This is a genomic window from Flavobacterium inviolabile, assembly GCF_013389455.1.
GTDB lineage: Bacteria > Bacteroidota > Bacteroidia > Flavobacteriales > Flavobacteriaceae > Flavobacterium > Flavobacterium inviolabile.
The window spans coordinates 1572972-1597496 of the sequence record NZ_CP058278.1 but is presented as its reverse complement, the minus strand read 5'-3'; the positions used below and the strand labels follow the sequence as shown (position 1 = coordinate 1597496).

Annotated in this window: 29 protein-coding genes; 4 read left to right on the top strand and 25 right to left on the bottom strand. The window is 37.0% G+C overall.

The window, feature by feature from the left end; genetic code table 11:
• Position 1: 1 nt before the first annotated feature.
• Complete coding sequence (locus HW120_RS07020) at positions 2–799, bottom strand: polysaccharide biosynthesis/export family protein (RefSeq protein WP_177732541.1); 798 nt, start codon at positions 797–799, stop codon at positions 2–4.
• A gap of 95 nt (positions 800–894) precedes the next feature.
• The gene (recR, locus tag HW120_RS07015; RefSeq protein ID WP_177732538.1) at positions 895–1515 is read right to left on the bottom strand and encodes a recombination mediator RecR; all 621 of its coding nucleotides are present in this window, start codon (positions 1513–1515) and stop codon (positions 895–897) included.
• A 110-nt stretch (positions 1516–1625) separates the two neighbouring features.
• Here recR and HW120_RS07010 point away from each other — a divergent pair, with 110 nt between their 5' ends.
• Positions 1626–3131: a sodium:solute symporter gene (locus tag HW120_RS07010; protein WP_177732535.1), complete on the top strand. Its 1506-nt coding sequence runs from the start codon at positions 1626–1628 to the stop codon at positions 3129–3131.
• Here HW120_RS07010 and HW120_RS07005 read toward each other — a convergent pair.
• A complete protein-coding gene (locus tag HW120_RS07005; protein ID WP_177732532.1) occupies positions 3128–3484 on the bottom strand; it encodes a CoA-binding protein in 357 nt (118 codons plus the stop codon). The two genes, HW120_RS07010 and HW120_RS07005, sit on opposite strands and share 4 nt — an antisense overlap.
• Before the next feature lie 149 nt (positions 3485–3633).
• Between HW120_RS07005 and HW120_RS07000 the strand changes: the two genes are divergently transcribed.
• Positions 3634–4263 carry a MarC family NAAT transporter gene (locus HW120_RS07000; protein WP_177732529.1) on the top strand — a complete coding sequence of 210 codons (630 nt, stop codon included), beginning with the start codon at positions 3634–3636 and terminating at the stop codon, positions 4261–4263.
• A gap of 82 nt (positions 4264–4345) precedes the next feature.
• On the opposite strand, the gene HW120_RS06995 is transcribed toward HW120_RS07000, so the two are convergent.
• Genes HW120_RS06995 through HW120_RS06985 form a run of 3 tightly spaced genes read right to left on the bottom strand, consistent with a single transcriptional unit; the run spans position 4346 to position 9160 of the window.
• Positions 4346–5605, bottom strand: coding sequence for a T9SS type A sorting domain-containing protein (locus HW120_RS06995; RefSeq protein WP_177732526.1), 1260 nt, complete (start codon positions 5603–5605; stop codon positions 4346–4348).
• Positions 5606–5622: 17 nt separating this feature from the next.
• Positions 5623–7026, bottom strand: coding sequence for an HmuY family protein (locus HW120_RS06990; protein WP_177732523.1), 1404 nt, complete (start codon positions 7024–7026; stop codon positions 5623–5625).
• 4 nt (positions 7027–7030) lie between these two features.
• Positions 7031–9160: a TonB-dependent receptor plug domain-containing protein gene (locus HW120_RS06985; protein WP_177732521.1), complete on the bottom strand. Its 2130-nt coding sequence runs from the start codon at positions 9158–9160 to the stop codon at positions 7031–7033.
• 408 nt (positions 9161–9568) lie between these two features.
• Here HW120_RS06985 and HW120_RS06980 point away from each other — a divergent pair, with 408 nt between their 5' ends.
• Positions 9569–10471, top strand: a complete 903-nt coding sequence (locus HW120_RS06980; protein ID WP_177732518.1) for a DUF6607 family protein — start codon at positions 9569–9571, stop codon at positions 10469–10471.
• Positions 10472–10535: 64 nt separating this feature from the next.
• On the opposite strand, the gene ctlX is transcribed toward HW120_RS06980, so the two are convergent.
• Together ctlX and HW120_RS06970 are read right to left on the bottom strand one after the other, a co-directional pair.
• Positions 10536–11474 (bottom strand): citrulline utilization hydrolase CtlX, encoded by a 939-nt coding sequence (gene ctlX, locus HW120_RS06975; protein WP_177732516.1) that lies wholly within the window; start codon positions 11472–11474, stop codon positions 10536–10538.
• Between the two features lie 21 nt (positions 11475–11495).
• The gene (locus HW120_RS06970) at positions 11496–12410 is read right to left on the bottom strand and encodes a dimethylarginine dimethylaminohydrolase family protein (protein ID WP_177732513.1); all 915 of its coding nucleotides are present in this window, start codon (positions 12408–12410) and stop codon (positions 11496–11498) included.
• Between the two features lie 191 nt (positions 12411–12601).
• Between HW120_RS06970 and HW120_RS06965 the strand changes: the two genes are divergently transcribed.
• A complete protein-coding gene (locus tag HW120_RS06965) occupies positions 12602–12973 on the top strand; it encodes a hypothetical protein (RefSeq protein ID WP_177732510.1) in 372 nt (123 codons plus the stop codon).
• A 58-nt stretch (positions 12974–13031) separates the two neighbouring features.
• Here the strand turns inward: HW120_RS06965 and HW120_RS06960 are convergent, their stop codons facing one another.
• The 17 genes from HW120_RS06960 to rpsH all read right to left on the bottom strand — a co-directional run bounded on the left by HW120_RS06960 (position 13032) and on the right by rpsH (position 24476).
• Positions 13032–14315: a citrate synthase gene (locus HW120_RS06960; protein ID WP_177732507.1), complete on the bottom strand. Its 1284-nt coding sequence runs from the start codon at positions 14313–14315 to the stop codon at positions 13032–13034.
• 292 nt (positions 14316–14607) lie between these two features.
• The gene (gene eno, locus HW120_RS06955) at positions 14608–15900 is read right to left on the bottom strand and encodes a phosphopyruvate hydratase (protein WP_177732504.1); all 1293 of its coding nucleotides are present in this window, start codon (positions 15898–15900) and stop codon (positions 14608–14610) included.
• A 50-nt stretch (positions 15901–15950) separates the two neighbouring features.
• The gene (carA, locus tag HW120_RS06950) at positions 15951–17060 is read right to left on the bottom strand and encodes a glutamine-hydrolyzing carbamoyl-phosphate synthase small subunit (protein WP_177732501.1); all 1110 of its coding nucleotides are present in this window, start codon (positions 17058–17060) and stop codon (positions 15951–15953) included.
• Between the two features lie 192 nt (positions 17061–17252).
• Positions 17253–17738 carry a 50S ribosomal protein L17 gene (gene rplQ, locus HW120_RS06945; RefSeq protein ID WP_177732498.1) on the bottom strand — a complete coding sequence of 162 codons (486 nt, stop codon included), beginning with the start codon at positions 17736–17738 and terminating at the stop codon, positions 17253–17255.
• Positions 17739–17774: 36 nt separating this feature from the next.
• The gene (locus tag HW120_RS06940; protein WP_177732494.1) at positions 17775–18767 is read right to left on the bottom strand and encodes a DNA-directed RNA polymerase subunit alpha; all 993 of its coding nucleotides are present in this window, start codon (positions 18765–18767) and stop codon (positions 17775–17777) included.
• A gap of 25 nt (positions 18768–18792) precedes the next feature.
• The gene (rpsD, locus tag HW120_RS06935; protein WP_177732490.1) at positions 18793–19398 is read right to left on the bottom strand and encodes a 30S ribosomal protein S4; all 606 of its coding nucleotides are present in this window, start codon (positions 19396–19398) and stop codon (positions 18793–18795) included.
• A gap of 86 nt (positions 19399–19484) precedes the next feature.
• Entirely contained in the window at positions 19485–19868 is a 384-nt protein-coding gene (rpsK, locus tag HW120_RS06930) for a 30S ribosomal protein S11 (protein WP_023570324.1), read from the bottom strand.
• A gap of 11 nt (positions 19869–19879) precedes the next feature.
• Complete coding sequence (rpsM, locus tag HW120_RS06925) at positions 19880–20254, bottom strand: 30S ribosomal protein S13 (RefSeq protein WP_177732487.1); 375 nt, start codon at positions 20252–20254, stop codon at positions 19880–19882.
• Positions 20255–20256: 2 nt separating this feature from the next.
• A complete protein-coding gene (gene ykgO / locus HW120_RS06920; RefSeq protein WP_002987490.1) occupies positions 20257–20373 on the bottom strand; it encodes a type B 50S ribosomal protein L36 in 117 nt (38 codons plus the stop codon).
• Positions 20374–20384: 11 nt separating this feature from the next.
• Complete coding sequence (gene infA / locus HW120_RS06915; protein ID WP_007136545.1) at positions 20385–20600, bottom strand: translation initiation factor IF-1; 216 nt, start codon at positions 20598–20600, stop codon at positions 20385–20387.
• 5 nt (positions 20601–20605) lie between these two features.
• Positions 20606–21952 (bottom strand): preprotein translocase subunit SecY, encoded by a 1347-nt coding sequence (gene secY, locus HW120_RS06910; RefSeq protein ID WP_177732484.1) that lies wholly within the window; start codon positions 21950–21952, stop codon positions 20606–20608.
• 13 nt (positions 21953–21965) lie between these two features.
• Complete coding sequence (gene rplO / locus HW120_RS06905; protein WP_177732481.1) at positions 21966–22418, bottom strand: 50S ribosomal protein L15; 453 nt, start codon at positions 22416–22418, stop codon at positions 21966–21968.
• Between the two features lie 14 nt (positions 22419–22432).
• Positions 22433–22615, bottom strand: coding sequence for a 50S ribosomal protein L30 (rpmD, locus tag HW120_RS06900; RefSeq protein ID WP_177732479.1), 183 nt, complete (start codon positions 22613–22615; stop codon positions 22433–22435).
• Positions 22616–22627: 12 nt separating this feature from the next.
• The gene (rpsE, locus tag HW120_RS06895; protein WP_177732477.1) at positions 22628–23152 is read right to left on the bottom strand and encodes a 30S ribosomal protein S5; all 525 of its coding nucleotides are present in this window, start codon (positions 23150–23152) and stop codon (positions 22628–22630) included.
• 5 nt (positions 23153–23157) lie between these two features.
• Entirely contained in the window at positions 23158–23508 is a 351-nt protein-coding gene (gene rplR, locus HW120_RS06890) for a 50S ribosomal protein L18 (protein WP_177732474.1), read from the bottom strand.
• Positions 23509–23519: 11 nt separating this feature from the next.
• Positions 23520–24062, bottom strand: coding sequence for a 50S ribosomal protein L6 (rplF, locus tag HW120_RS06885; protein ID WP_177732471.1), 543 nt, complete (start codon positions 24060–24062; stop codon positions 23520–23522).
• Between the two features lie 15 nt (positions 24063–24077).
• Positions 24078–24476 carry a 30S ribosomal protein S8 gene (gene rpsH, locus HW120_RS06880; protein WP_177732469.1) on the bottom strand — a complete coding sequence of 133 codons (399 nt, stop codon included), beginning with the start codon at positions 24474–24476 and terminating at the stop codon, positions 24078–24080.
• Between the last annotated feature and the right edge of the window lie 49 nt (positions 24477–24525).

Here is a 24525-nt window from a genome sequence, read left to right as displayed (position 1 = left end):
TTTATAAATTTTTAAATAACAATAAAGTTGTTGTCACCAATGACAGCGCCGTGATGATGGTTGCCACAGATTGGACACCCGTTGTTCCGGTACCCCATGATTTTTGTTTGAGCGGCTTTATATAGATATAGTCATTTGGCTGAATATAATAAAAGGGCGACTGCATCGCTTTGGCATCCGTCAGATTGATCGTATGCATTTCCGTTCCGTGCGGATACTGGCGTATCACAACAACTTCTTTTCGGTTACCGGTCATGGTAATATCTCCGGAGTTTGCAATGGCCTGCATGATGGTCACTTTATCCTGATAAAGTGTTTTGGTTCCCGGCACAGTAATCTCTCCATTAACGGTATAGCGCAAACCGGCCAGTTTGACATCAACAAAAATATTAGCTTCTTTTTTAAAGTATTCTTCTAAAAGCTGTTTTTCAATTTTCTGGCGAATTTCGTCCAGGGTATATCCCAAAACATTTACCTCACCCAGAACCGGCATCCGGATATTCCCGTGATCATTTACCGTAAAACCATTAAAATAGAGACTTTGGTCCGTTTCTGTCGTTTGCGTGGTAGATCCCAAAGCCGAAGGACTGAACATGTCTACTAATTTCTGATCCAGGGCTTTTATTTTTACACTCAGCACATCATTTGTCTGAACGCGGTAAGGTTTGGATATAACCGGATTAACAGCTACTGAAAGTGTATCCTTGCTGTAATTCTGCAAATACAATAAGTCTTTATTAGAAACACACGAAACCGAAAGAATTCCGATTACTAATAACACCCAAAATGTTTTTCCCATTCCAATGATTTTTGAAGAAACAAATATAGTTTTTCAAACGATAATTTTACAGTAATAATATACGTTTACCTTAAAAAGTTAATTTTTTAAAGTTCCTATGCATTTTTAATAGCATTTTCAAAAGGAATACGATGCAAAATACTTCTTCCGAGTGTCACCTCATCGGCATATTCCAATTCATCACCAATTGCTATTCCCCGCGCAATTGCCGAAATAACAATATTATAATCCTTAAGCTGCTTGTAGATGTAGAAATTGGTTGTATCGCCTTCCATCGTTGAGCTTAATGCAAAAATGATTTCCTTTATGTTTCCGGATTTTACTTTTTCAACCAGGGTTGTAATATTCAACTGGCTGGGTCCAACACCGTCTATAGGTGAAATTTTCCCGCCCAGTACATGGTACAATCCTTTAAAAAGACCGGTATTCTCCAGAGCCATTACGTCTCTTATGTCTTCAACAACACAAATAACGGACTGATCCCGCAACGGATTAGCACAAATATGACAGACTTCTTCATCGGATATATTATGACATTGCGCACAAAAATTAATCTGCTCCCGCATTTGCAATAAAGCCGTTGTGAGTAATGCCGTCTGTTCCTTTGGCTGTTTCAGCAAATGCAGTACCAAACGCAAGGCTGTGCGTTTACCGATTCCCGGTAATTGCGACATTTCATTAACCGCTTTTTCCAATAATTTCGAAGAGAATTCCATAGGTACAAAAATACTCTTTTAATTTGATTTTTTTAAGTCGTTGCTAATTTGAAAAAGATGATTCCACAACAACATTTTTTTGTATTTTGGCTCACTCTAAAATTTAAGGAATGACACCATTTACCATACTTTCCATTATTATTGTTTATTTCGGTTTGTTGATTTTAATCTCCAATCTGGTAAGCAAAAAAGACCATAGTAATGATGCTTTCTTTAAAGCGAATAAAAACTCCAAATGGTATCTGGTAGCCTTTGGTATGATTGGAACGGCCCTTTCGGGAGTTACGTTTATATCGGTTCCGGGAGAAGTAGGTTCGCCAAACGGAGAGCAATTCAAATACTTTCAGTTTGTTTTAGGAAATGCCATCGGGTTTATTATCGTTGCAAAAGTACTGCTGCCGCTGTATTACCGAATGAATCTTACTTCGATTTACGGGTATATTGAAAACCGGCTGGGGCATTACAGTTACAAGGCCGCTGCCTCGATTTTCCTGTTGAGCCGGACTATCGGATCGGCATTCCGGCTGTACCTGGTCGTGATAGTATTACAGCGTTTTGTATTCGATTTCTATAATGTGCCGTTTTCGTTTACCGTTTTGATCTCGTTAGCTTTAATTTTTGCGTACACCTATAAAGGCGGACTAAAAACGATTATCATTACCGATACTTTACAAACCTTATTCCTGGTATCCTCGGTATTTTTTACCATCTATTTTATTTGTGACAGTCTGGATTACAACGCTGTTCAGGCTTTTGAAGCCATCAAGGAGAGCAACTATTCCAAAATCTTTTTCTTTGACGACTTTATCGGCAGTAAATACCATTTTATCAAACAGATTTTAGGCGGGATCTTCGTGACCATTGCCATGGTTGGTCTGGATCAGGATTTAATGCAGAAGAACCTGAGCTGTAAAAATATTGGCGAAGCACAAAAAAACATGTTTACCTTCACCGGGATCTTCGTGATCATCAATTTGTTTTTCCTTAGTGTGGGTGCCCTTTTATACATTTATGCTTCTAAAAACGGTATTTCCGTTCCTCTGGATGCATTAACCGGGAAACCGAGAACGGATTTACTATTTCCGGAAATCGCGTTCAATCACTTAACGCTTATCCCGTCGATTGTTTTCCTATTAGGACTTACTGCCGCTACATTTGCCACAACCGATTCGGCATTGACCGCCTTAACAACTTCTTTCTGTGTGGATTTCCTGGGAATGGACAAGGCCGAAAATGCCAATAAGCCGAATATTGTCAGAACCCGTCATTTGGTGCATATCTCTTTTTCCCTGCTGATGTTCCTTGTGATTATCATTTTCAATCAGATCAATGATGCTTCGGTAGTGAGTATGATTTTCAGGATAGCTTCCTATACTTATGGTCCGTTATTAGGACTATACAGCTTCGGGCTGTTTATGAAAAACAAGACCGTACACGACAAATTAGTTCCTTTTGTCTGTATCCTTTCACCGGCCTTAACCTTTTTATTAAGCCAGAATTCCAAATTGTTTTTCGGAGATTATGTTTTCGACAACGAATTGATCATTATAAACGGACTGATCACTTTTATCTTATTGTTGTGTATCAGCAAACCGGCTGCCGGTAAAACCGCTTAAAACTGATTTGTAGCCAGCAGTACCAAAGTACAGGCTACTTCCATTTCGATATTATTCGCTTTCAGCAAACTGTAAAATTCCGGGTTTTCTGTTCCCGGATTGAAGATAACACGCTCCGGATGCAGACTGATGATATACTCATAATATTCTTTCTGCCGTTGCGGATTGAGGTATAAGGTAACGGTATGTACCGCTTCGAACGGAACTTTTTCCGTTTCGATTGCCACACCGGCCACTACTTCTTTTCTTTGCCCGATTGCCACTACTTCATGCTGGTGTTTCAGCAAACTATTTACTGCCATATAAGCATAACGCTCCGGATTTGAGGAAGCCCCTATTACCAATGTTTTCATACTGCTGCGATTTATTACCCTAAAATTACATAATTATCGCTGATTTTCTTACATTACCAATACAATATAACATTGATTTATCATAACTTTGAGATAACACTCACCTAAAGTAGTTTGAGATATTAACCTTTTATTTTGCAACAAAAACTATGGAATTATTTATTTACATTTTTGCAGCTGTATTTTCTGTATTGAATCCTTTGGGTGCCGTTCCTATCTTTGTGGGACTAACCCATAACGACACAAAAGCCGAACGTTCCAGAACGTCTTTATGGACTGCCGTAAATGTTTTTATAATCTTAATTATCTCGTTCTTTATCGGAGAATATGTATTGAAATTTTTCGGCATCAGTATCGATGCCTTACGAATAGCAGGAGGACTGATCATTGTAAACTCCGGATTTGCCCTGTTATCGGGAAAATTCAGCAAAACCAGAGGGGTTAATAAAAAAGTGGCTAACGATGCCCAAAAAAGAAGCGATATCGCTTTAACGCCACTGGCAATACCCATGCTTGCCGGACCGGGCTCTATTTCTTTATTAATTGCCTTTTACCAGGACTTTCAGGAAGTATATGAAAAAGCTATTGTTTGCGCTGCGATCTTAGCTGTTGCACTGTCTATCTTTATTATTCTGAGAAGTGCCCATTATTTATCCCGAATCCTGGGAGCATCCGGAATTGTTGCCATTTCAAGGATAATTGGTTTTATTGTTATCGCTATCGGAATACAATACATTAGCAGTTCCATTGTGAACATCCTGAAAACGGTTGCTTCATAAACGAAAGAAAGAGATTTCAAATAATTGAAATCTCTTTCTAAAAACAAAAACAAACATTTAAACTAACTACTCAATAGGGAAACTATTTAAGTATTACTTTTTTAGTAATAACATTATTTCCCGCCTCAAGATTCAATATATAAATACCGCTTCCCAAAGAAGATAAATTAATCTCTTTATTGTAGAAGCCTTGTGTATTATCGATTGCTGTTTCAAAAACTTTTGCTCCAGTCATCGAGTAAATACTCACTTTATTCTTGGTATCCATATTTTCTTTTAAATCGTAAATCAAGTTGATTTTTTTGTCTAATGACGGATTTGGATAAATTCCGAAAGCTATTTTATCTTCAAATGATTCTGTTCCTAAAGAAGCAGTAACGTCCTGGTAGTTGAATGTAATAACACCTGTACTGGAACCTACAAAGCTTGTAAATACTACTCTGTAAACACTTCCGTTAGCCAGTTTCACATAATAGGCTTTATTCCCGTCAATAGTATAAGTACTTCCTGTGAATGTTTTCCAGTCGTACCCGATAGTATTGATTGCTGTAGCAAAATTCAGGTTAGCAGTATTCATTACTCCTCCCGGCTCATTATTTTTTGCAACTTTAACATCCGGATGGTGTAAAGCACCTGTTACCTGGTACTTTGTAGTACTTCCACCCATTGGATAATCTGTTGTGAATTTTGTAAAGATCAAATCCCAATCTGCACTTGCAGGCTCAGCAATAACCGGTGCATTTGTCTCTAAAGAGAAATAGTTAAAGATGTTATTCGGGTTTGAAGTATTGGATACCACCTGAGTCTGATCTGCACCCCAAGCCGTACCGTTCCATGTAGAATATGTAAAAGTATATCCAGCAAAGAAATCATCCATTTTGAACTTTTTGTATGTTCCGTTAGGATATTTCAAAACAAAAATGATACTTCCTGTTACATGGTGATTCGCCGGGTTGTATTCTCCCCATCCGTAAGTAGCTGTACCTTGCTCTAAAGCTCCTTCTGTCCATACAGTATCACTATTGTAAAGTCTTGTCCAGCTTGACTGAGCCGCTGTACTTACATCAACTGTAGCCCAGTTACTGATATTATTGGAAACCTGGTAGATCTCAATTCCTTTAGCATCATTTATTCTCGTAGCAAAAGAGAAAGAGCTTTTTCTGTAAAAAGCCAGATCCCAGGAACTGTGAGGGTAAACATTGTTTGCTGTAGGATTGGAGAACTTAAAAAATGCCTGATTAGCATAAGCAGGTCCCATTGTCACAGTACCCTGTTGAACAGCCTGAGCACTTGCAAATGAACTGACCAGTATTGCTGCTAAAAATAGTATTCTTTTTTTCATGGTAAAAAAATTTATGATTATTGTACAAGTTTATATTCAAATTTCGGATACCCTCTCACTCCGCTTTCATTTAAGAACTCCAGCATTCTGATTTTATAGTAGTTTCCGTCAATATCTTTTATTACATAGAATCGGTCTGTAAAAGCACTTCCGTTGAATACATCTCTCCATTCCGCTCCGATTACACGCTGATCGTCAGAGAAATTGCTTTCAACGATATTATTTATACCGAAATTGTTATAGTTAACGCTACCCGATACATTCACCCGGTAACCTTTTACACCACCTTTAAGGTTATTCACAACAAAATCAGAATAACCATAAGAACCGGAACCGGCAATCTCATTTGTAAATACGGTAAAGCTCAGATCCCATAATGCTTTTTGCGGCTCTACATTTACAATGTTTTGAGTTTTCAGGCTAAAAAACGTGAAGTTATAATCCTGGTTTTTAGCAATCGTAACCTGTTGGTGTGTTGTACTGTTCAAATCGGCATATTGCAATACATAGCTATCGCCGTCTCTAAGAATTTTAATTTTTTTCCAGCCTCTTGGATTTCCTGCAATAGCAACGCTTCCCGGTGCCGGAGCAGTTGTTCCAACTTCATATCCCATGTTTACCAAATACACATGGTTTTCGGCATTATTAGCCGAGATTGCAGCAATTGCCGTTTGGTTAATATCTCCGTTTGGTGCATCTACATAATTCATATTGGACTGCTCAAAAGTTCCCACAGCAACCAAAGGTTTAAAAGCACTTACACTGGCTTCCGTAACCGCATCAATATTTGTTTCCTCTAATTTTTTCACTGCCATATAGACCGATCCGTTTATGGTCACTCTAAATTGGTTCCCGGAATAAAATCCAAGATCCCAGCTGTCTCTTCTCGCTTTCGACATAAAGTCTTTGCTTAAATCCACAAAAACCTGATCGCCTTCATTTGGTCCGCCTACTTCCGGTAAAAGTGTCGCTCCTAATGATCTCTGGAAAGAAACCAATGATGTTGTATAACCCTGAATGGATGTTTCCCCTACATAGTTGATCGCGATAACTTCTAACAAAATAGATTTATCATCTGTATCAAAAGGGTAAATTAAGTTTTTGAATGTAAAGTTCAGTTCGCTTTGTCCTTTTGTAAAAGGTAGTTCCATCACACCGTTTCCAGCTGCCGGGACAGTACTGAAATCCACTCCGTAACTGGCATTCGTAGGCGATATTTTTACCGTAACTTTTCCATCATTTTTTGCCGGTTCCGAGAAAATCATTTTCATTTCTCTTTCGTCATGAATTAACGAGAAATCGATTGATTGTTTTTCAAAAGACACCACAAAAGGCTGTTGAGCCACCTGCTCGTTTTTCTCACAGGAACCTAGTATGAACAAAGAAAGAAAAAAGGCTATTTGATATATTTTTGATTTCATATTATTAGAAATTTAATTTATATAAAAGTTTTAAAAAGTATGATCTTCCATATCCCATCAGGATATTCGTAGCAGCTCCGGTATGTGCTCCACCTTCGGCTGCGGTCGTATTGATCGTTGTGATGTCTAAAATATTTCTGGCTCCGATTGTCGCTTCCAACGATTTTTTCAAAAACGATTTTTTAACCGTAGCATCCAGCCAGGTGAAAGGGTTTTGTTTTCCTCTTTCGGTCACCGTTTGATTTTGTTCATTGGTTCTTCCTACAAACTGATACTGTGGTCCGTTATATTTAACGTAAGCAGAGAAAACCGTTTCCCATTTTGGCACCAAATAAGAAGCATTGGCATTTAGCTGAACCGCATATAGAAAGTCATCGTTAGAATCTGTTGAGCTGTCTAAAACTTTTGCTGTTCCGGCAAACGTTACCCCAAAGTTTCCGGTAAAGTTTTTATATTTTGCCGTATTGGTCAGGGAAAGTCCCCAGGTTTTATACACATCAATATTGTTATACTGGTAAACTAACGGTGAGTTTTGTATGATGATCATTTCAATTCTGTCCTTTACATCAAGATACCAGGCCGATAATTTATTCTGCATTGTAAACGATTCGTTTAGTTTTGAATCTTTTTTCAGGTGAAGGAAAACAGATTTTCCCTGTTCCGGATTAAGGTTCGGATTCCCCTGAATATTGTGGTTTACGTCAACCATATAGGTATACAACTCTTCGTATGTTGGCAATTTAGGAGCGGTTCCTACGATACCTCTCAATTCATAACCGTTATCAAAAACATATTTAGAACTTAAAGACAATGCTGCCTGCTGGTCAAACTGTGATGATAATAACAAACGGATACCCGGGCGGATAGAAAATCTTTTATTCAGGTTTATTTCAGATGACGTAAAAAAGTCATACGAATTCAATTCTCTTTTAATATTCTCTCCGTTAAAGAAACCTGCCAGGCTGGTAACATAACCGTTAATACTGTTTATTTCATACCCTAACTGAACATTATAAGTATCATTTTTCAGGAAATTTGAGAAGTTTCCTTTAGAATAAAATGCTTTTCGGTATTCGTATTCTAAATTTTCCGTTCCGAAATGCTCCTGTGAACGGATTCTGTAATTGTATTTTTCTAAATCTCTGTTTTGTTGCTGGTACGAGAAAGACACATCATAGTTCAATCCGTTGTCGCTCAGTTTTCCGGAAGCGTTTAAATGGTGGTAATAACGTGTTGATGTATAGATTTCATCTTTTGCAACCGGATTGTTCGTTTGCGTTGCCGGATTCTCATTCATTTGCACATCGGCACTAAAACGATCTGTAGTTTCCCGGAAAAATTCGAACTTATAGAAAAGTCTGTAGTTTTTAGTAGTGTAAGCTAATAATGATTTGGCATTGATTTGCTGTTTCGGTAACCATTCGTACCCTCTTAAACCATCATTAAACAAGTAGTTTTCACCCATTCTGTTGTTCCAGAAACCTTTAAAGTCATTACGGGTAAATAAGGCATTGGCATAAAACTTATCGGAAAAATTATGTCCGATTTTAATGGACTGAATATGTCTTCCTTTGTCTTTAAAGTTGTATTCTTTACCAACGGTTTCTTCCTGGATATATGGGGTTACTTCCCATTTGTGTTCCGACGATTTCCTGGTAATAATGTTGATAATTCCCGATACGGCATTTGCACCATAATCAACTCCCATAGATCCTTCAACAATTTCGATCTGCTGAATATCATCTAAATTGATCTGGGTTAAATCGGTATTGTTACCCAAACCTTCGTCATTGATGACAGGAATATTATCGACAAGAATTTTAAAATATTGTGAATCCAAACCAAACAGCTGTACTCCTGATTTTCCGGTGGAAGCATTTGGGATAATATTGATATTCAATGTCTGATTCAACAAATCGGCTAAATTGTTTCCTGCCTGTCTGTCTATATCAGCACGGGTAATCACTTTAACTTCAAATACTGATTTTTTTACCGACTGAGGATTATACTGTCCCGTTACTACTACTTCCTCCAGATGGTTCACTTTACCCGGAATACTGTCTTTTTCCTGTGCTACACCAACAAAGGCATTAAATAAAAACAGACCGCCGTATATTTTTGATTTAAAATTCATTCTTTATTTTATTTTACTCTCTTTATAATTATTGTTATTCCAGCTGTTCCTGAATCCCTGGGTTTACCAACAGTTGTAATAAGATCATTTCTGTTTTTCCGGTTTTATTTGCCTCCGAAAAAACCGGAAAAGAAATTATTGATCGTCTGCAGCAATCCCGCAAAGACGCTCAACATCCAAAAAAATCAATTTTTGGAACTTCCCAATCCCCCGGCAAACAAGCTTTTCTTTTTGAATTATTTCCCAAAAAACATTTAGTATTCTAAATTCCAGCTTATTGGCAAAAACAGCATTAAAATCAATTTAGAATTAATCTTAATAATATATTTTTTTGCAAATGTATGTTTTATTTTTATTCGTTCTAAATAAATTTAATATTTTTGCACAAGAAATTTTAATCAATACATAATGAGAAATCTAAAACAAAAGGCAACTCTTGCTTTTTTATTTGCAGTAATGTTAGGTAATGCTCAGGGCAATAAAAAGAAACAGGACACGGATGCGATCAAATCAATGTGTGGCTGTTATGAAGTAGAATTCAACTTTGCAGAGACGTTTAAAACAACTAAAGACGAGAACTACAAGCCATCACCAACAAAGTATGACAAAGGATTGGAATGGGTAGAACTGGTTGAAGATAAATCAAACAAAATCGTAATGCAGCATTTATTGATTGTGGGCGATACGATGATTGTAAAGCACTGGAGACAGGATTGGGAATTTGAAAACACAAACCTGTACCTGTTTGACAAAGGAACTTCATGGAAATTTACAACATTACCAAAAGCTGCAGTAAAAGGACAATGGACGCAACGTGTATACCAGGTAGACGACAGCCCGAGATATGAAGGAACTGCTACATGGGTTCACGTAGATGGAACATCTTATTGGAGAAATTTCGCTGATGCTCCACTGCCAAGAAGAGAGCACACTATCAGAAATGATTACAATGTTTTAAAAAGAAGAAATATTCATGAAATCACAAAATACGGCTGGTTACATGAACAAGACAACGAAAAGGTTTTAAGAGAAAACGGAAAAGACGTTGTACTTTCTCAGGAAAAAGGGCTTGACCTTTACAAAAAAGTAGCCGATTCAAAATGTATTGCTGCTCAAAAATACTGGAAAGAGAACAAAGCTATGTGGAAAAACGTTCGCGACAAATGGCAATCTATTTTCGACAGAAACAAAGATCTTAATTTAGAAGATAAAGTAAACCGCAAATCATTATTCGGTTATTTGTTCGACCTGAAAGGGGACACTCCTAAAGCTGAAACTGATAAAATTATTGACAGTTTTGTAAAAAACTAAGCATTGATTAAACAATAAAAAAACCGCTTAATAAGCGGTTTTTTTTATTTTCTTTTTTAACGTACTACTCTGCTTTCGGCAAAAATACTTCCGCCATCATACAACGGGCACTTCCACCGCCGCAAGCTTCAATAGTATCCAGGCTCGAACTTAAGATCTCACAGTGTTTTTCCAGTTTTGCCAGCTGATCTTTCGTTAAACTCTGATGTGCAGCAGCACTCATAATCAAATAACGCTTATCCTCCGCTCCTCTTACCTGAAGCATATTTCCGGCAAAATTGTTAACCTGATCTTCTGTAATCAAAACAATCTCTTTGCCATCCGATTTTAAACAGTCTAAAACCATTTTGCGTTCTTTGGCATCATCAATACTATCTGCACAGATTACCGCAAAAGTTTCTCCCAGACACATCATAACATTGGTATGATAAATCGGTTTTCGCTCTCCGTCCACCGTTTGAAAAGCTTCAAAAATAACCGGGTTCATTTCGAAGTCTTCACAAAATTCAATCATCAGTTCTTCATTCGCTCTTGGTGATAACGCACAGTACGCTTTCCCGTTTTCACGGTCTAACAGCAAACTTCCCGTTCCTTCCAGGAACAATTCATCTTCTTCTGCAGAGGTATAGTCCACAATGTTGTTAATTTCAAAACCGTGATCTTCCAGGATGTCCAGTACATCCTCTCTTCTCTCCATACGTCTGTTTTCGGCAAACATCGGATACAAGGCCACATCACCGTTTTCATGGAAAGAAATCCAGTTATTCGGGAAAATACTGTCCGGAGTGTCCGGACTTACCGTATCTTCAACAACAATAACATTAACGCCTGCATTTTTTAGTTTTTCAACAAAATTATCAAACTCTTCCTGTGCTTTTGCATTTACCGTAGCCGGCAATAAATTGTCCAGTACTTTTTGGTAATAGTTATTTACTGCTGTCTGCTCATTCATCCTGAACGCAACAGGACGAATCATCAATATCGTGTTAGTAGTCTGTTTCATACTTTTTATTTTTTCCTTTTATTAGTCCCTGATTAAAGGCAATGTAGAGCATCTCAAAAGCCCTTCCTGTTTTGCAATTTCGGCATAAGGAACTTCTTCAACGGTAATTCCCTTACTTCTCAGCCAATTATTCAATCTTGTAAAATTTCTTTCCGAAACCACAACATCCGGCGCAATAGAAAACACATTTGAAAACATATAATACATTTCCTCCCGCTCAATGTGGAACAGGTTTTCTTTACCAAAAAGGTTCACTAAAAACATATAGTCCGCTTCTTCTCTGAATCCGCTTTTATAAATGATTCCTTTATCTGTTCCTACCGGCTGGAAACAACAATCCAGGTGCAGTGCATTATCTCTTGGTTCGATCTTCGATTTTACCAGATCAAATTCTTTTACGATTTTATGCGGGAATAGTTTTTTAATATAGTTCACACCGGCCATATTGGTTCTTGCCGTGATATAGTCTTTATAATCGCTTCCTTTATAAGTTCCTATAAAAACATAGTCGTTCCAAACCATTACATCGCCACCTTCAATGTGTACTTCTTCCGGCGGGCGAACAACTTTTTTGGGATCAATCTGATCTATTACATACTGGATAGCATCCAATTCTCTTTCTCTGTCGGGTAAAATGTTTGCTTTTACAAAAACATCGTCAATAACGAACCCAATATCTCTGGAAAAAATCTGGTTGTAGTTTTCAATTATTTCCGGGCGGAAGACTTTTACTTCATATTTCTGAAAAACTTCATCAAGAGCCTGCATTTCTTTCACCATATCTGCTTCAACCGGATAGGTCCCTGCTTTTATATGCTCTAATGATTTCGGATCATACGCTTCCTCTATCGAGGGCGTTGGTCCATTGTTTACGGCTGTTCCTAAAACTACGGCTCTAAGCCGTGACGTTTCGTTTTTTACATTTAAATTCAACATAGCTTTTGGCTTTTGGCAAATATAAACAAAGGGCTTTGATAAACGAAAAACTCCCCTTGAAATCTAAGCATTACAGTGTTAATTTATCCTTAATTCGCTCTGTTTCAACACCAAATAATCGTCAAGTATACTTTTAAAAAGCTGACAAATATTATTTTTTTTAATACATTTACTTTTAAAAATATAAAATTATGGGATTATCGAGTTTTTTTAGTTCACTTTTCGGAAAAGCAAAGCAGAGTACGGAAGATTTAGGAGATAAGGTCAGCAGCACAGCCGATACCGCGGTTGACAAGGTAGAATCCTTCACGGAGGATGTAGTAGAAAAAGTTTCGGAAGTAGCCGACAGCGCTTCTCAAAAACTGGAGGAAATGGGTGTTTCGGAAAAAGTCAATGATTTTATCGATACTGCCAAAGAAAAAATAGCCGATGCCGGCGAGTGGATCGAAGACAAGGCTACGGATGCTAAAGAAGCTTTATCGGACGTGATCGAGAAGACGGAAAACAAAATTGAAGAGGTAACCAGTGATGCCGCTGAAGAGGCAGAAAAACCGGCAGAATAAAGCAATAAAAAAGCCCCGAAGTACTTCAGGGCTTTTTTTATTCAATATTGACAGCTTACTATCTTTCGTTCATTGGTTTAAAAGAACGCAACGGGTGTCCAACATATACCTGACGCGGACGACCGATAGGTTCTTTGTTAACACGCATTTCTCTCCATTGTGCAATCCATCCCGGAAGGCGTCCGATAGCAAAAAGTACCGTAAACATATCCGTAGGGATTCCTAAAGCACGGTAGATAATTCCGGAATAGAAATCTACGTTTGGATACAGGTTTCTTGATTTGAAATACTCATCCTGTAAAGCAGATTCTTCAAGTTTTTTAGCGATGTTTAAGATTGGGTCATTAACACCTAATGTTGCCAATACTTCATCTGCAGCTTTTTTAATGATTTTAGCACGCGGATCGAAGTTTTTGTACACACGGTGACCAAATCCCATTAAACGGAAAGGATCGTTCTTATCTTTCGCTTTTGCAAGGTATTTATCTGCATCACCACCATCTTTCTGGATTTCTTCCAGCATTTCCAATACCGCCTGATTTGCTCCTCCGTGAAGTGGTCCCCATAAAGCGGAAACTCCTGCCGAAATGGAAGCGAATAAACCTGCATGTGAAGATCCAACCATTCTCACAGTTGAAGTAGAACAGTTTTGTTCGTGATCAGCATGTAGGATAAACAATTTATCCAATGCATCCACGATAACCGGGTTAATTGTATAAGGACTTGTTGGCAATTCGAACATTAAACGTAAAAAGTTCTCTACATAACCTTTGGTGTTATCGTAGTAGTTTAATGGGAAACCAGATGTTTTTCTGAAAGTCCATGTAGCTAAAACTAAAAATTTACCCATTGTTTTACAAACAGCAGTGTACATTTCGTCTTCGTTTTCTACATTGACAACTTTCGGATTAAATGCGGTTAAAGCACTTGTCAATGAAGATAAAACACCCATTGGATGAGCCGTTTTAGGAAAACCATCAATGATGTTTTTCATTTCTTCATTTACCAAAGTATATTTTCGAATATCGTTTTCGAATTTTTCTAACTGAGCAGCTGTTGGCAATTCACCGAAAATAACCAAATAAGAAACTTCTAAAAAGTTGGCTTTCTCAGCTAAATCTTCAATAGCATAACCTCTGTAACGAAGGATACCTTCTTCTCCGTCAAGGAAAGTAATTTCACTCTTACAAGATCCTGAATTTTTATACCCCGGATCAAGCGTAATCGCGCCAGTTGCAGCACGTAATTTCTCAATATCGATAGCAACCTCTTTCTCACTTCCTTCGATTACCGGAAATTCATATTTGTTGCCATCAATTTCTAATATTGCAGTTTTTGACATGTTTGTATTAGGAATTAAATGTAAAATATTTTTGTTATCTGCGAATTTAAGAAATTCCAACGGATATCTCAAGAAAATCACATAAGGAAATCGTTAATTATTCCGTAAAAATTGGGGGTAAAAATTACATTTTTCACATTTTTAACCACCGGAAAACCGGCCTCAAAATACAGGTTCTTTCAAACCGTTATTTATCCCTTAAAAAAGTTAGCTTTATCACAGGAATTCCCTTTTACAAACAAAAAAACCTGATAATAACTATCAGGTTTTTTCAAATATCGTTTTAATTGCCTTATTTCACTTTAAAAGCTCTTTCCTGAGGGAAATAAGCCACTTCGGCTAATTCTTCTTCTATTCTAAGCAATTGATTGTATTTTGCCATACGATCTGAACGGGAAGCCGATCCGGTTTTGATCTGACCGCAATTTAACGCCACAGCCAGGTCGGCAATAGTATTGTCTTCCGTTTCTCCGGAGCGGTGTGACATTACAGAAGTATATCCGGCATTATGTGCCATGTTTACCGCTGCAATCGTTTCGGTTAAGGTTCCGATCTGGTTTACTTTAATTAAAATAGAATTGGCAATATTCTCTTCAATTCCTCTTGACAGGCGTTGTACGTTTGTTACAAACAAATCGTCCCCTACCAATTGTACTTTATCACCGATTTTCTCTGTTAACAGTTTCCAGCCGTTCCAGTCGTCTTCATACATCCCGTCTTCGATTGAAATAATCGGGTATTTAGCTGCTAATTCAGCCAAATAAGCCGCCTGCTCTTCTGAGGTTCTGATTTTCCCGGTGGCGCCTTCAAATTTAGTGTAATCGTATTTTCCGTCTACATAAAATTCAGAAGCAGCACAGTCCAAAGCAATTTTAATATCTTCCCCGAAAGTATAACCTGCATTTTCTACTGCTAATTTAATAGAATCCAGAGCATCTTCGGTACCTCCGGCTAAATTTGGTGCAAAACCACCTTCATCGCCAACAGCAGTACTTAATTTTCTGTCGTGTAATACTTTTTTAAGATTATGGAATATTTCCGTACCCATTTGCATGGCATGTGTAAAGTTCTGAGCTTTTACCGGCATGATCATAAATTCCTGAAAAGCGATAGGCGCATCAGAATGTGATCCTCCGTTAATAATGTTCATCATCGGTACCGGCAAGGTATTGGCAGATACACCACCAACATAACGATACAACGGCATTCCCAATTCGTTAGCAGCTGCTTTTGCCACTGCCAGCGATACTCCTAAAATAGCGTTTGCTCCTAAATTGGATTTGTTTGGTGTTCCATCCAATTCAATCATCATTTTATCAATCGCATTTTGCTCAAAAACCGACATCCCAACAATTTCCGAAGCAATAGTCGTATTTACATTTTCAACTGCTTTTAAAACCCCTTTACCCATGTAGGCTTTTCCGCCATCGCGCAATTCTACTGCCTCATGTTCTCCGGTTGATGCTCCGGAAGGCACTGCTGCTCTTCCTAAAACACCATTTTCTGTATATACATCTACTTCTACGGTAGGATTACCTCTTGAATCTAATATTTGTCTTGCGTGAACTTTTATAATCATGCTCATAATCTGATACTTTAATTTGGTTAACTTCTTTCGTTAGGCGTGTAACGAATTTATTTTTTAGCTAATTTAATATTTTCGATGAATTGGTCAAATAAATAACGTGCATCGTGAGGTCCGGGACTTGCTTCCGGGTGGTATTGTACCGAGAAACAGCTTTTGTTTTTCATACGCATACCCGCAACAGTGCCGTCGTTCAGGTGAACATGTGTTATTTCAAAATCCGGGTGTTTTTCCAATTCTTCACGTACCACTGCAAAACCATGGTTCTGTGAGGTAATTTCCCCTTTATTGGTAATAACATTCATTACAGGGTGATTAATCCCTCTGTGACCGTTAAACATTTTATAGGTTGAGATACCATTTGCCAGGGCAATGATCTGGTGTCCCAAACAAATTCCGAAAACAGGTGTATCGGTTGCTAAAATCTGGCGTGCCACTTCCTGTACCTCTTTTAACGGATCCGGATCACCAGGTCCGTTCGACAAAAAGTAACCGTCAGGATTAAATGCTTTCAGCTCTTCAAAAGAAGCATTATAAGGGAATACTTTAATATAAGCATCTCTTTCTGCCAGGCATCGCAGGATATTGGTTTTGATTCCAAGGTCGAGTGCGGCAATTTTGTAGGTTGCCTTTTCGTCACCAAAGTAATATGCCTCTTTAGTAGAAACGGTAGAAGCCAGTTCCAGACCTTTCATATTCGGAACTGCAGCCAGTTGTTTTTTCAAATCTTCAAGCGGTGTACCATCTGTACAGATCACTGCATTCATGGCACCGTTGTCACGGATATAGCTCACTAAAGCTCTGGTATCGACATCGGAAATGGCAACCAGTTTTACTTTATCGAAATAATCGAAAAGACTTTCAGAAGCATCAGGTCTTGAATAATTAAAACTAAAGTTTTTGCATACCAGTCCGGCAATTTTGATCCCGTCTGAATCAACTTCGTCTTCATGAACTCCGTAGTTACCGATATGAGCATTGGTAGCTACCATTAATTGACCAAAATAAGAAGGGTCTGTAAAAATTTCCTGATATCCCGTCATTCCGGTATTAAAACAGACTTCGCCGAAGGTAGTTCCTTCGATTCCTATGGATTTACCATAAAAAACAGTTCCGTCGCTTAATAAAAGGATGGCTTGATTTCGATTTGAATATTTCATTTTTTGTTGTGTTGTAAAATTTTGCAAATTTAATCTAAATTATTTCTTTCTGAAACGATTCGATTAAAACAAGTAAAAAAGATTTTATAATTATGCGTGCTAGTGGCTCAAACGGTTTCAAAAGGGCAAAAAAAAAGGACAAACTTAAAAAGTTCATCCTTATTTTTTATTGAAGAATCAATTGTTTCATGATTATTCAGTAACTTCTGTATTTTCAGTAGTATCAGCAGCGGGAGCTTCAGCAGTTGTTTCAGCTTTTTTTGCTCTACCACGACGGGTAGTTGCTTTCTTAACTTCTTTTTTACCTCCGTTGTACAATTCGTTGAAATCTACAAGTTCGATCATTGCCATATCAGCGTTATCTCCAAGACGGTTACCCAATTTAATAATACGAGTATATCCACCCGGACGATCTCCAACTTTTGCTGCAACTTCTCTGAACAATTCAGTAACCGCATATTTGTTTCTCAAATAAGAGAAAACAACACGACGATTGTGAGTAGTATCTTCTTTAGATTTCGTTACCAATGGTTCTACAAATTGCTTTAAAGCTTTAGCTTTAGCAACAGTAGTATTGATACGCTTGTGCTCGATTAGAGAACAAGCCATATTAGCCAACATAGATTTTCTATGTCCTGACTGTCTGCTTAAATGATTTATTTTTTTTCCGTGTCTCATTGCTATACAATTTAATCGCGCATAAAGCGGACTAGATTATTCTTTATCTAATTTATATTTAGTTAAATCCATCCCGAAAGTAAGACCTTTAACAGCAACTAATTCATCAAGTTCTGTTAATGATTTTTTACCGAAATTACGGAACTTCATCAGATCATTTTTATTAAATGATACTAAATCGCCAAGTGTATCAACTTCAGCCGCTTTTAAACAATTTAATGCTCTTACAGATAAGTCCATATCAACAAGCTTAGTTTTAAGCAATTGTCTCATATGTAATGACTCTTCATCATACGATTCTGTTTGTGCAATTTCATCAGCCTCAAGTGTAATTCTTTCGTCAGAGAACAACATAAAGTGATGAATCAACGTTTTAGCTGCTTCTGTTAATGCATCTTTAGGGTGAATAGAACCATCTGTAATGATTTCAAAAACTAATTTTTCGTAGTCAGTTTTTTGCTCAACACGGAAATTTTCTATTGAATATTTTACGTTCTTTACTGGTGTGTAAATAGAATCTGTAAAAATAGTTCCTATAGGTGCGTTTTGTTTTTTGTTTTCTTCTGCAGGAACGTAACCACGACCTTTCTCAATAGTTAATTCCATGTTTATGGTAATTTTGCTATCAAGGTTGCAGATAACCAAATCCGGGTTTAGTACCTGAAAACCAGAGATAAACTTTTGAAAATCTCCAGCTGTCAATTGATCCTTACCTGAAAAAGAGATAGAAACAGATTCGTTATCGATATCTTCGATCTGACGTTTGAAACGTACTTGTTTAAGATTCAATATAATTTCTGTTACATCTTCAACCACTCCTGATATTGTAGAGAATTCGTGATCCACTCCTTCAATACGAACCGAAGTGATTGCATATCCTTCTAAAGAAGAAAGCAAAACACGTCTTAATGCGTTACCAACAGTCAATCCATATCCCGGTTCTAAAGGTCTAAATTCAAATTTACCTTCAAAATCGGTTGAATCGATCATGATAACTTTATCGGGCTTTTGAAAATTAAATATTGCCATATTTATTTCGACTGATGTCTAATTATTATTTGTTGTACAACTCTACGATTAACTGCTCCTTAATGTTTTCTGGAATCTGAAGTCTAGCAGGTACAGAAACGAAAGTACCTTCTTTAGTTTCATTGTTCCAAGTAATCCATTCGTAAACAGTGCTAGAATTAGATAACGAACGTTCGATAGCTTCAAGAGATTTTGATTTTTCACGAACTGCAACTTTGTCACCAGGTTTTAAGTGATAAGAAGGAATGTTTACTACTTCTCCATTAACCGTGATATGTCTGTGAGAAACGATTTGACGTGCAGCACGACGAGAAGGAGCGATACCCATTCTGTATACTACGTTATCAAGTCTTGACTCACATAATTGGATTAAAACTTCACCTGTAACACCTCTTGATGCAGATGCTTTTTCAAACAAACTTCTGAACTGACGTTCTAAAATTCCGTAAGTGTACTTAGCTTTTTGCTTTTCCATTAACTGAATAGCGTACTCAGATTTTTTACCTCTTTTTTTCGCTAAACCATGTTGCCCTGGAGGGTAATTTCTTTTTTCGAAGGCTTTATCATCTCCGAAGATTGCTTCGCCAAATTTACGAGCAATTTTAGTTTGTGGACCAGTATATCTTGCCATTGCTAAAAATTAAAAAAAGGTAGGGATTATGAATTCAGGTCTTTCCTCCGATAATCTTATTCCTACCTTAGGTTATACTATTATAATTAAACTCTTCTTCTTTTTGGAGGACGACAACCATTGTGTGGCATTGGAGTTACATCAATAATTTCTGTAACTTCTATTCCTCCGTTATGAAGAGATCTGATGGCAGATTCTCTACCATTTCCAGGACCTTTTACGTAAACTTTTACTTTTTTAAGACCTGCTTCTAACGCTACTTTGCTACAATCTTCTGCTGCCATTTGAGCTGCATAAGGAGTGTTCTTTTTAGAACCTCTAAAGCCCATTTTACCAGCTGAAGACCAAGAAATAACTTCACCTTTCTTGTTTGTTAACGAGATGATGATGTTGTTAAAGGTAGCATTAATATGAGCTTCGCCTGTTGATTCAACGATAACTTTACGTTTTTTTGTACTTGCCTTAGCCATACTACTACTTATTATTTAGTTGCTTTTTTCTTGTTAGCAACAGTTTTTCTTTTACCTTTTCTTGTTCTAGAGTTGTTCTTAGTTCTTTGACCTCTTAATGGAAGTCCAGCTCTGTGACGAATTCCTCTATAACATCCGATATCCATTAAACGTTTGATGTTTAATGAAATCTCAGAACGTAATTCACCTTCAATCTTGAAATAAGAAACGGCTTCACGGATCGCTCCGATCTCGTCATCATTCCAGTCTTGAACTTTTTTATCTTCGCTTACGTTAGCTTTTTCTAAAATCTCTTTAGCTCTACTATTCCCAATTCCGAAGATATAGGTTAAAGCGATGATTCCTCTTTTGTTTTTAGGTATATCTACCCCTGCAATTCTTGCCATAACTATCCTTGTCTTTGTTTAAATCTAGGATTCTTTTTATTAATAACGTATAATCTTCCTTTTCTACGCACAATAATGCACTCGGCACTTCTTTTTTTAACTGATGCTCTTACTTTCATTTTAATAGCCTTTAGTATCTATAAGTAATTCTTGCTTTAGACAAATCGTAAGGGCTCATCTCTAACTTCACTTTATCACCAGGTAATAATTTGATATAATGCATACGCATTTTACCAGAGATATGAGCAATTACTATGTGTCCATTTTCTAATTCTACACGGAACATCGCATTTGACAATGCTTCAATGATTGATCCGTCTTGTTCTATTGCTGATTGTTTTGCCATAAAAATTAAGCTACTGCTTTTCTATTTTTACCACTTTTCATCAAACCATCATAATGTTTATTCAATAAATAAGAATTTATTTGTTGAATAGTATCAATTGCAACACCCACCATAATAAGTAACGATGTTCCGCCATAAAACATTGCCCACCCTTGTTGTACTCCTAAAAGGCTTACTGCAATAGCTGGGAACACAGCTATTAAAGCCAAGAATAACGAACCTGGAAAAGTTATAAGTGACATGATTTTATCCAGGTAGTCTCCTGTTTCAACACCCGGACGAATTCCAGGGATGAAACCTCCGCTACGCTTCAGATCATCTGCCATTTTATTTGTAGGTACTGTAATTGCGGTGTAAAAGTAAGTAAAAATTATGATTAATAAGGCAAAAACTAAATTATACTGCCATCCAAAGATATTTTGGAAGCTCGTAGTGATAGTTTGAGCCGCATCTGAAGTTGACAAACCAGCAACTGCAGCAGGAATAAACATAATTGCTTGTGCGAAGATAATCGGCATAACTCCTGAAGCATTAAGCTTTAAAGGAATCCATTGTCTGTTACCTCCCATCATGTCCTGTTCGAAATCTCCGGCTGTTGTACGACGAGCGTATTGTACCGGTATTTTTCTAACAGCCATGGTTAATAAAATACAAGCAATGATGATTAATAACCAAATAATTACTTCTAAAACGATAAGCATAGGCCCTCCGTTATTTTCTGTTACACGGGAAGAGAATTCCTGAATGAAAGCCTGAGGCAATCGGGCAAGAATACCCACCATGATCAACAAAGAAATACCGTTTCCAATACCTTTATCAGTAATTTTTTCACCTAACCACATTGCAAAAATCGTACCTGTAACTAAGATGATTACAGATGAGAATAAGAATGAGAATGAACTAAATCCTAATAAAAAGGCATCAGCAGGCAATTGTTTATACAAGTTATAAATATAACCTGGACCTTGCAATAGGGTAATACCAATAGTTAACCATCTTGTGATTTGGTTGATCTTTTTTCTTCCGCTCTCACCGTCTTTTTGTAGTTTCTGTAAATAAGGAACCGCGATTCCCATTAACTGAACTACAATTGACGCTGAAATATACGGCATGATACCCAATGCAAATACAGATGCCTGCGAGAACGCACCACCTGTAAATACATTGATTAACCAACCAATACCTTGATCTGTTTGACTAGATAAACTTTGCAATTTAGTAGCATCAATACCTGGAAGTGTTACTTGCGCACCTAAACGATAAACTAATAACAATCCTAGAGTAACTAAAATTTTATTTTTTAGTTCTTCTATCTTCCAAACATTTACTAATGATTCTATAAATTTCTTCATCTGTCTATAAAGATTATAAAGTTACTACTTCTCCACCTGCAGCCTCGATAGCCGCTTTTGCAGTAGCAGTAAATTTGTGAGCAGTTACTTTTAGTTTTGCTTTAAGCTCTCCTCTTCCTAAAATCTTTACTAAGCTATTTTTTGTTGCTAAACGATTGTCTACTAAAACTGAAAAATCAACAGTATCAGTAACAACTCCATTATCAACTAATAATTGAAGTGTGTCTAAATTAACACCCTGGTACTCTACTCGGTTGATGTTTTTGAAACCAAACTTAGGTACACGTCTTTGTAAAGGCATTTGACCTCCTTCAAAACCAATCTTTTTAGAATAACCAGAACGAGATTTAGCTCCTTTGTGACCACGTGCAGCAGTACCACCTTTACCAGAACCTTCTCCTCTACCTAATCTTTTATTTTGATTGTGTGTTGACCCTTCAGCTGGTTGTAAATTACTTAAATTCATAACGAATACTGTTATTATTTAGTTTCTTCTACAGAAACTAAGTGTTGAACTTTATTTACCATTCCAAGGATAGCAGAAGTTGCTTCATGCTCAACAACTTGTCCTAATCTACGAAGACCTAAAGCTTCTAATGTTCTCTTTTGTGTAAGAGGACAGTTGATTTGACTTTTTACTTGTTTTACTTTAATTTTTGCCATAATTTCCTTGAATTAACCTTTGAATACTTTCTCTAAAGAAATACCTCTTTGTTTTGCAACAGTGTGAGCACTTCTCAATTGTAATAAAGCATCAAAAGTAGCTTTAACAACATTGTGTGGGTTTGATGAACCTTGTGATTTTGACAATACATCATGAATACCTAAAGATTCTACTACGGCTCTTACAGAACCACCAGCAATAACTCCGGTACCATGTGATGCAGGCATCAAGAATACACGTGCTCCACCAAATTTACCTTTTTGTTCGTGAGGAATAGTATGACTTGCCAAAGGAATTCTAACCAGATTCTTCTTTGCATCTTCTACTGCTTTAGCAATAGCTTCAGACACATCTTTAGATTTACCTAGACCATGACCTACTACACCGTTTTCGTCTCCTACAACTACAATAGCAGAAAAACCGAAAGCTCTACCACCTTTTGTAACTTTAGTAACACGATTAACACTTACCAAACGGTCTTTTAATTCAAGACCACTTGGTTTTACTAGTTCTACATTTTTATAATTATGATACATAATTCTTAGAATTTAAGTCCAGCTTCTCTAGCTCCTTCGGCTAATGATTTAACACGTCCATGGTATAAATAACCACCTCTATCGAAAGTGATGGTATCAATACCTGCTTTCAAAGCTTTCTCTGCAATTAGTTTTCCAACTGCAGCAGCTGTTTCTACGTTCGTTCCTTTAGTTACTCCGTTCTCTCTTGAAGAAGCTGCAACTAAGGTTACACCGTTAACGTCATCTATGATTTGCGCATAGATTTCTTTATTAGATCTAAAAACAGAAAGTCTTGGTTTAGCAGCAGTTCCGCTTACAATCTTTCTGATTCTGAACTGTATTCTTTGTCTTCTTTCAGATTTTGTTAATGACATAGTCTTAATTTTTAAGCTGATTTACCTGCTTTTCTTCTTAATACTTCACCCACAAATTTAACACCTTTTCCTTTGTATGGTTCAGGCTTACGGAAAGAACGAATCTTTGCCGCAACTTGACCTAAAAGTTGTTTGTCGTGTGAAGCTAACTTAATGATTGGGTTTTTACCTTTCTCAGAAACTGTTTCTACAATTACTTCTGGAACTACTTCAAGAACGATGTTGTGAGAGAAACCTAAAGCAACATCAAGTCTTTGACCTTGATTTGATGCTCTATATCCAACTCCAACTAATTCTAATTGTTTTGTAAATCCTTCAGCAACACCAACAATCATATTGCTGATTAAAGCTCTGTATAAACCGTGCTTTGCTCTTTGATCTTTATGATCAGAAGATCTCTCAACGATTACTTGACCATCCTCAATTTTAACAGATACATCTGAAAATTCCTGAGTAAGTTCACCTAATTTTCCTTTTACTGTAACTACACCTTCTTTAACTTCTACAGTTACGCCAGCTGGAATTACAATTGGATTTTTACCTATTCTTGACATGTGTAAGTCTTTTAATTAGTATACGTAACAAATTACTTCACCACCAACATTTAATTGCTTCGCTTGTTTTCCAGTCATCAAACCTTTTGATGTAGAAACGATAGCAATACCTAAACCGTTTAAGATTCTCGGTAGGTTAGCAGCACCAGCGTACTTACGTAAACCTGGTTTACTAATTCTTTGGATATCTTTAATTACAGACTCTTTAGTTTCTTTATCATACTTAAGAGCGATTTTGATGGTACCTTGAACAGTACTGTCATCAAATTTGTAGCTTAAAATATAGCCTTGATCAAATAAAATCTTTGTGATTTCTTTTTTCAAATTAGAAGCAGGAATTTCAACCACTTTGTGGTTAGCACGTACCGCATTTCTAACTCTTGTCAAAAAATCTGCAATAGGATCTGTATACATATGTATTAATTTGCGATTATGGTTTTCGGTAAATACTCATTTACCGAAC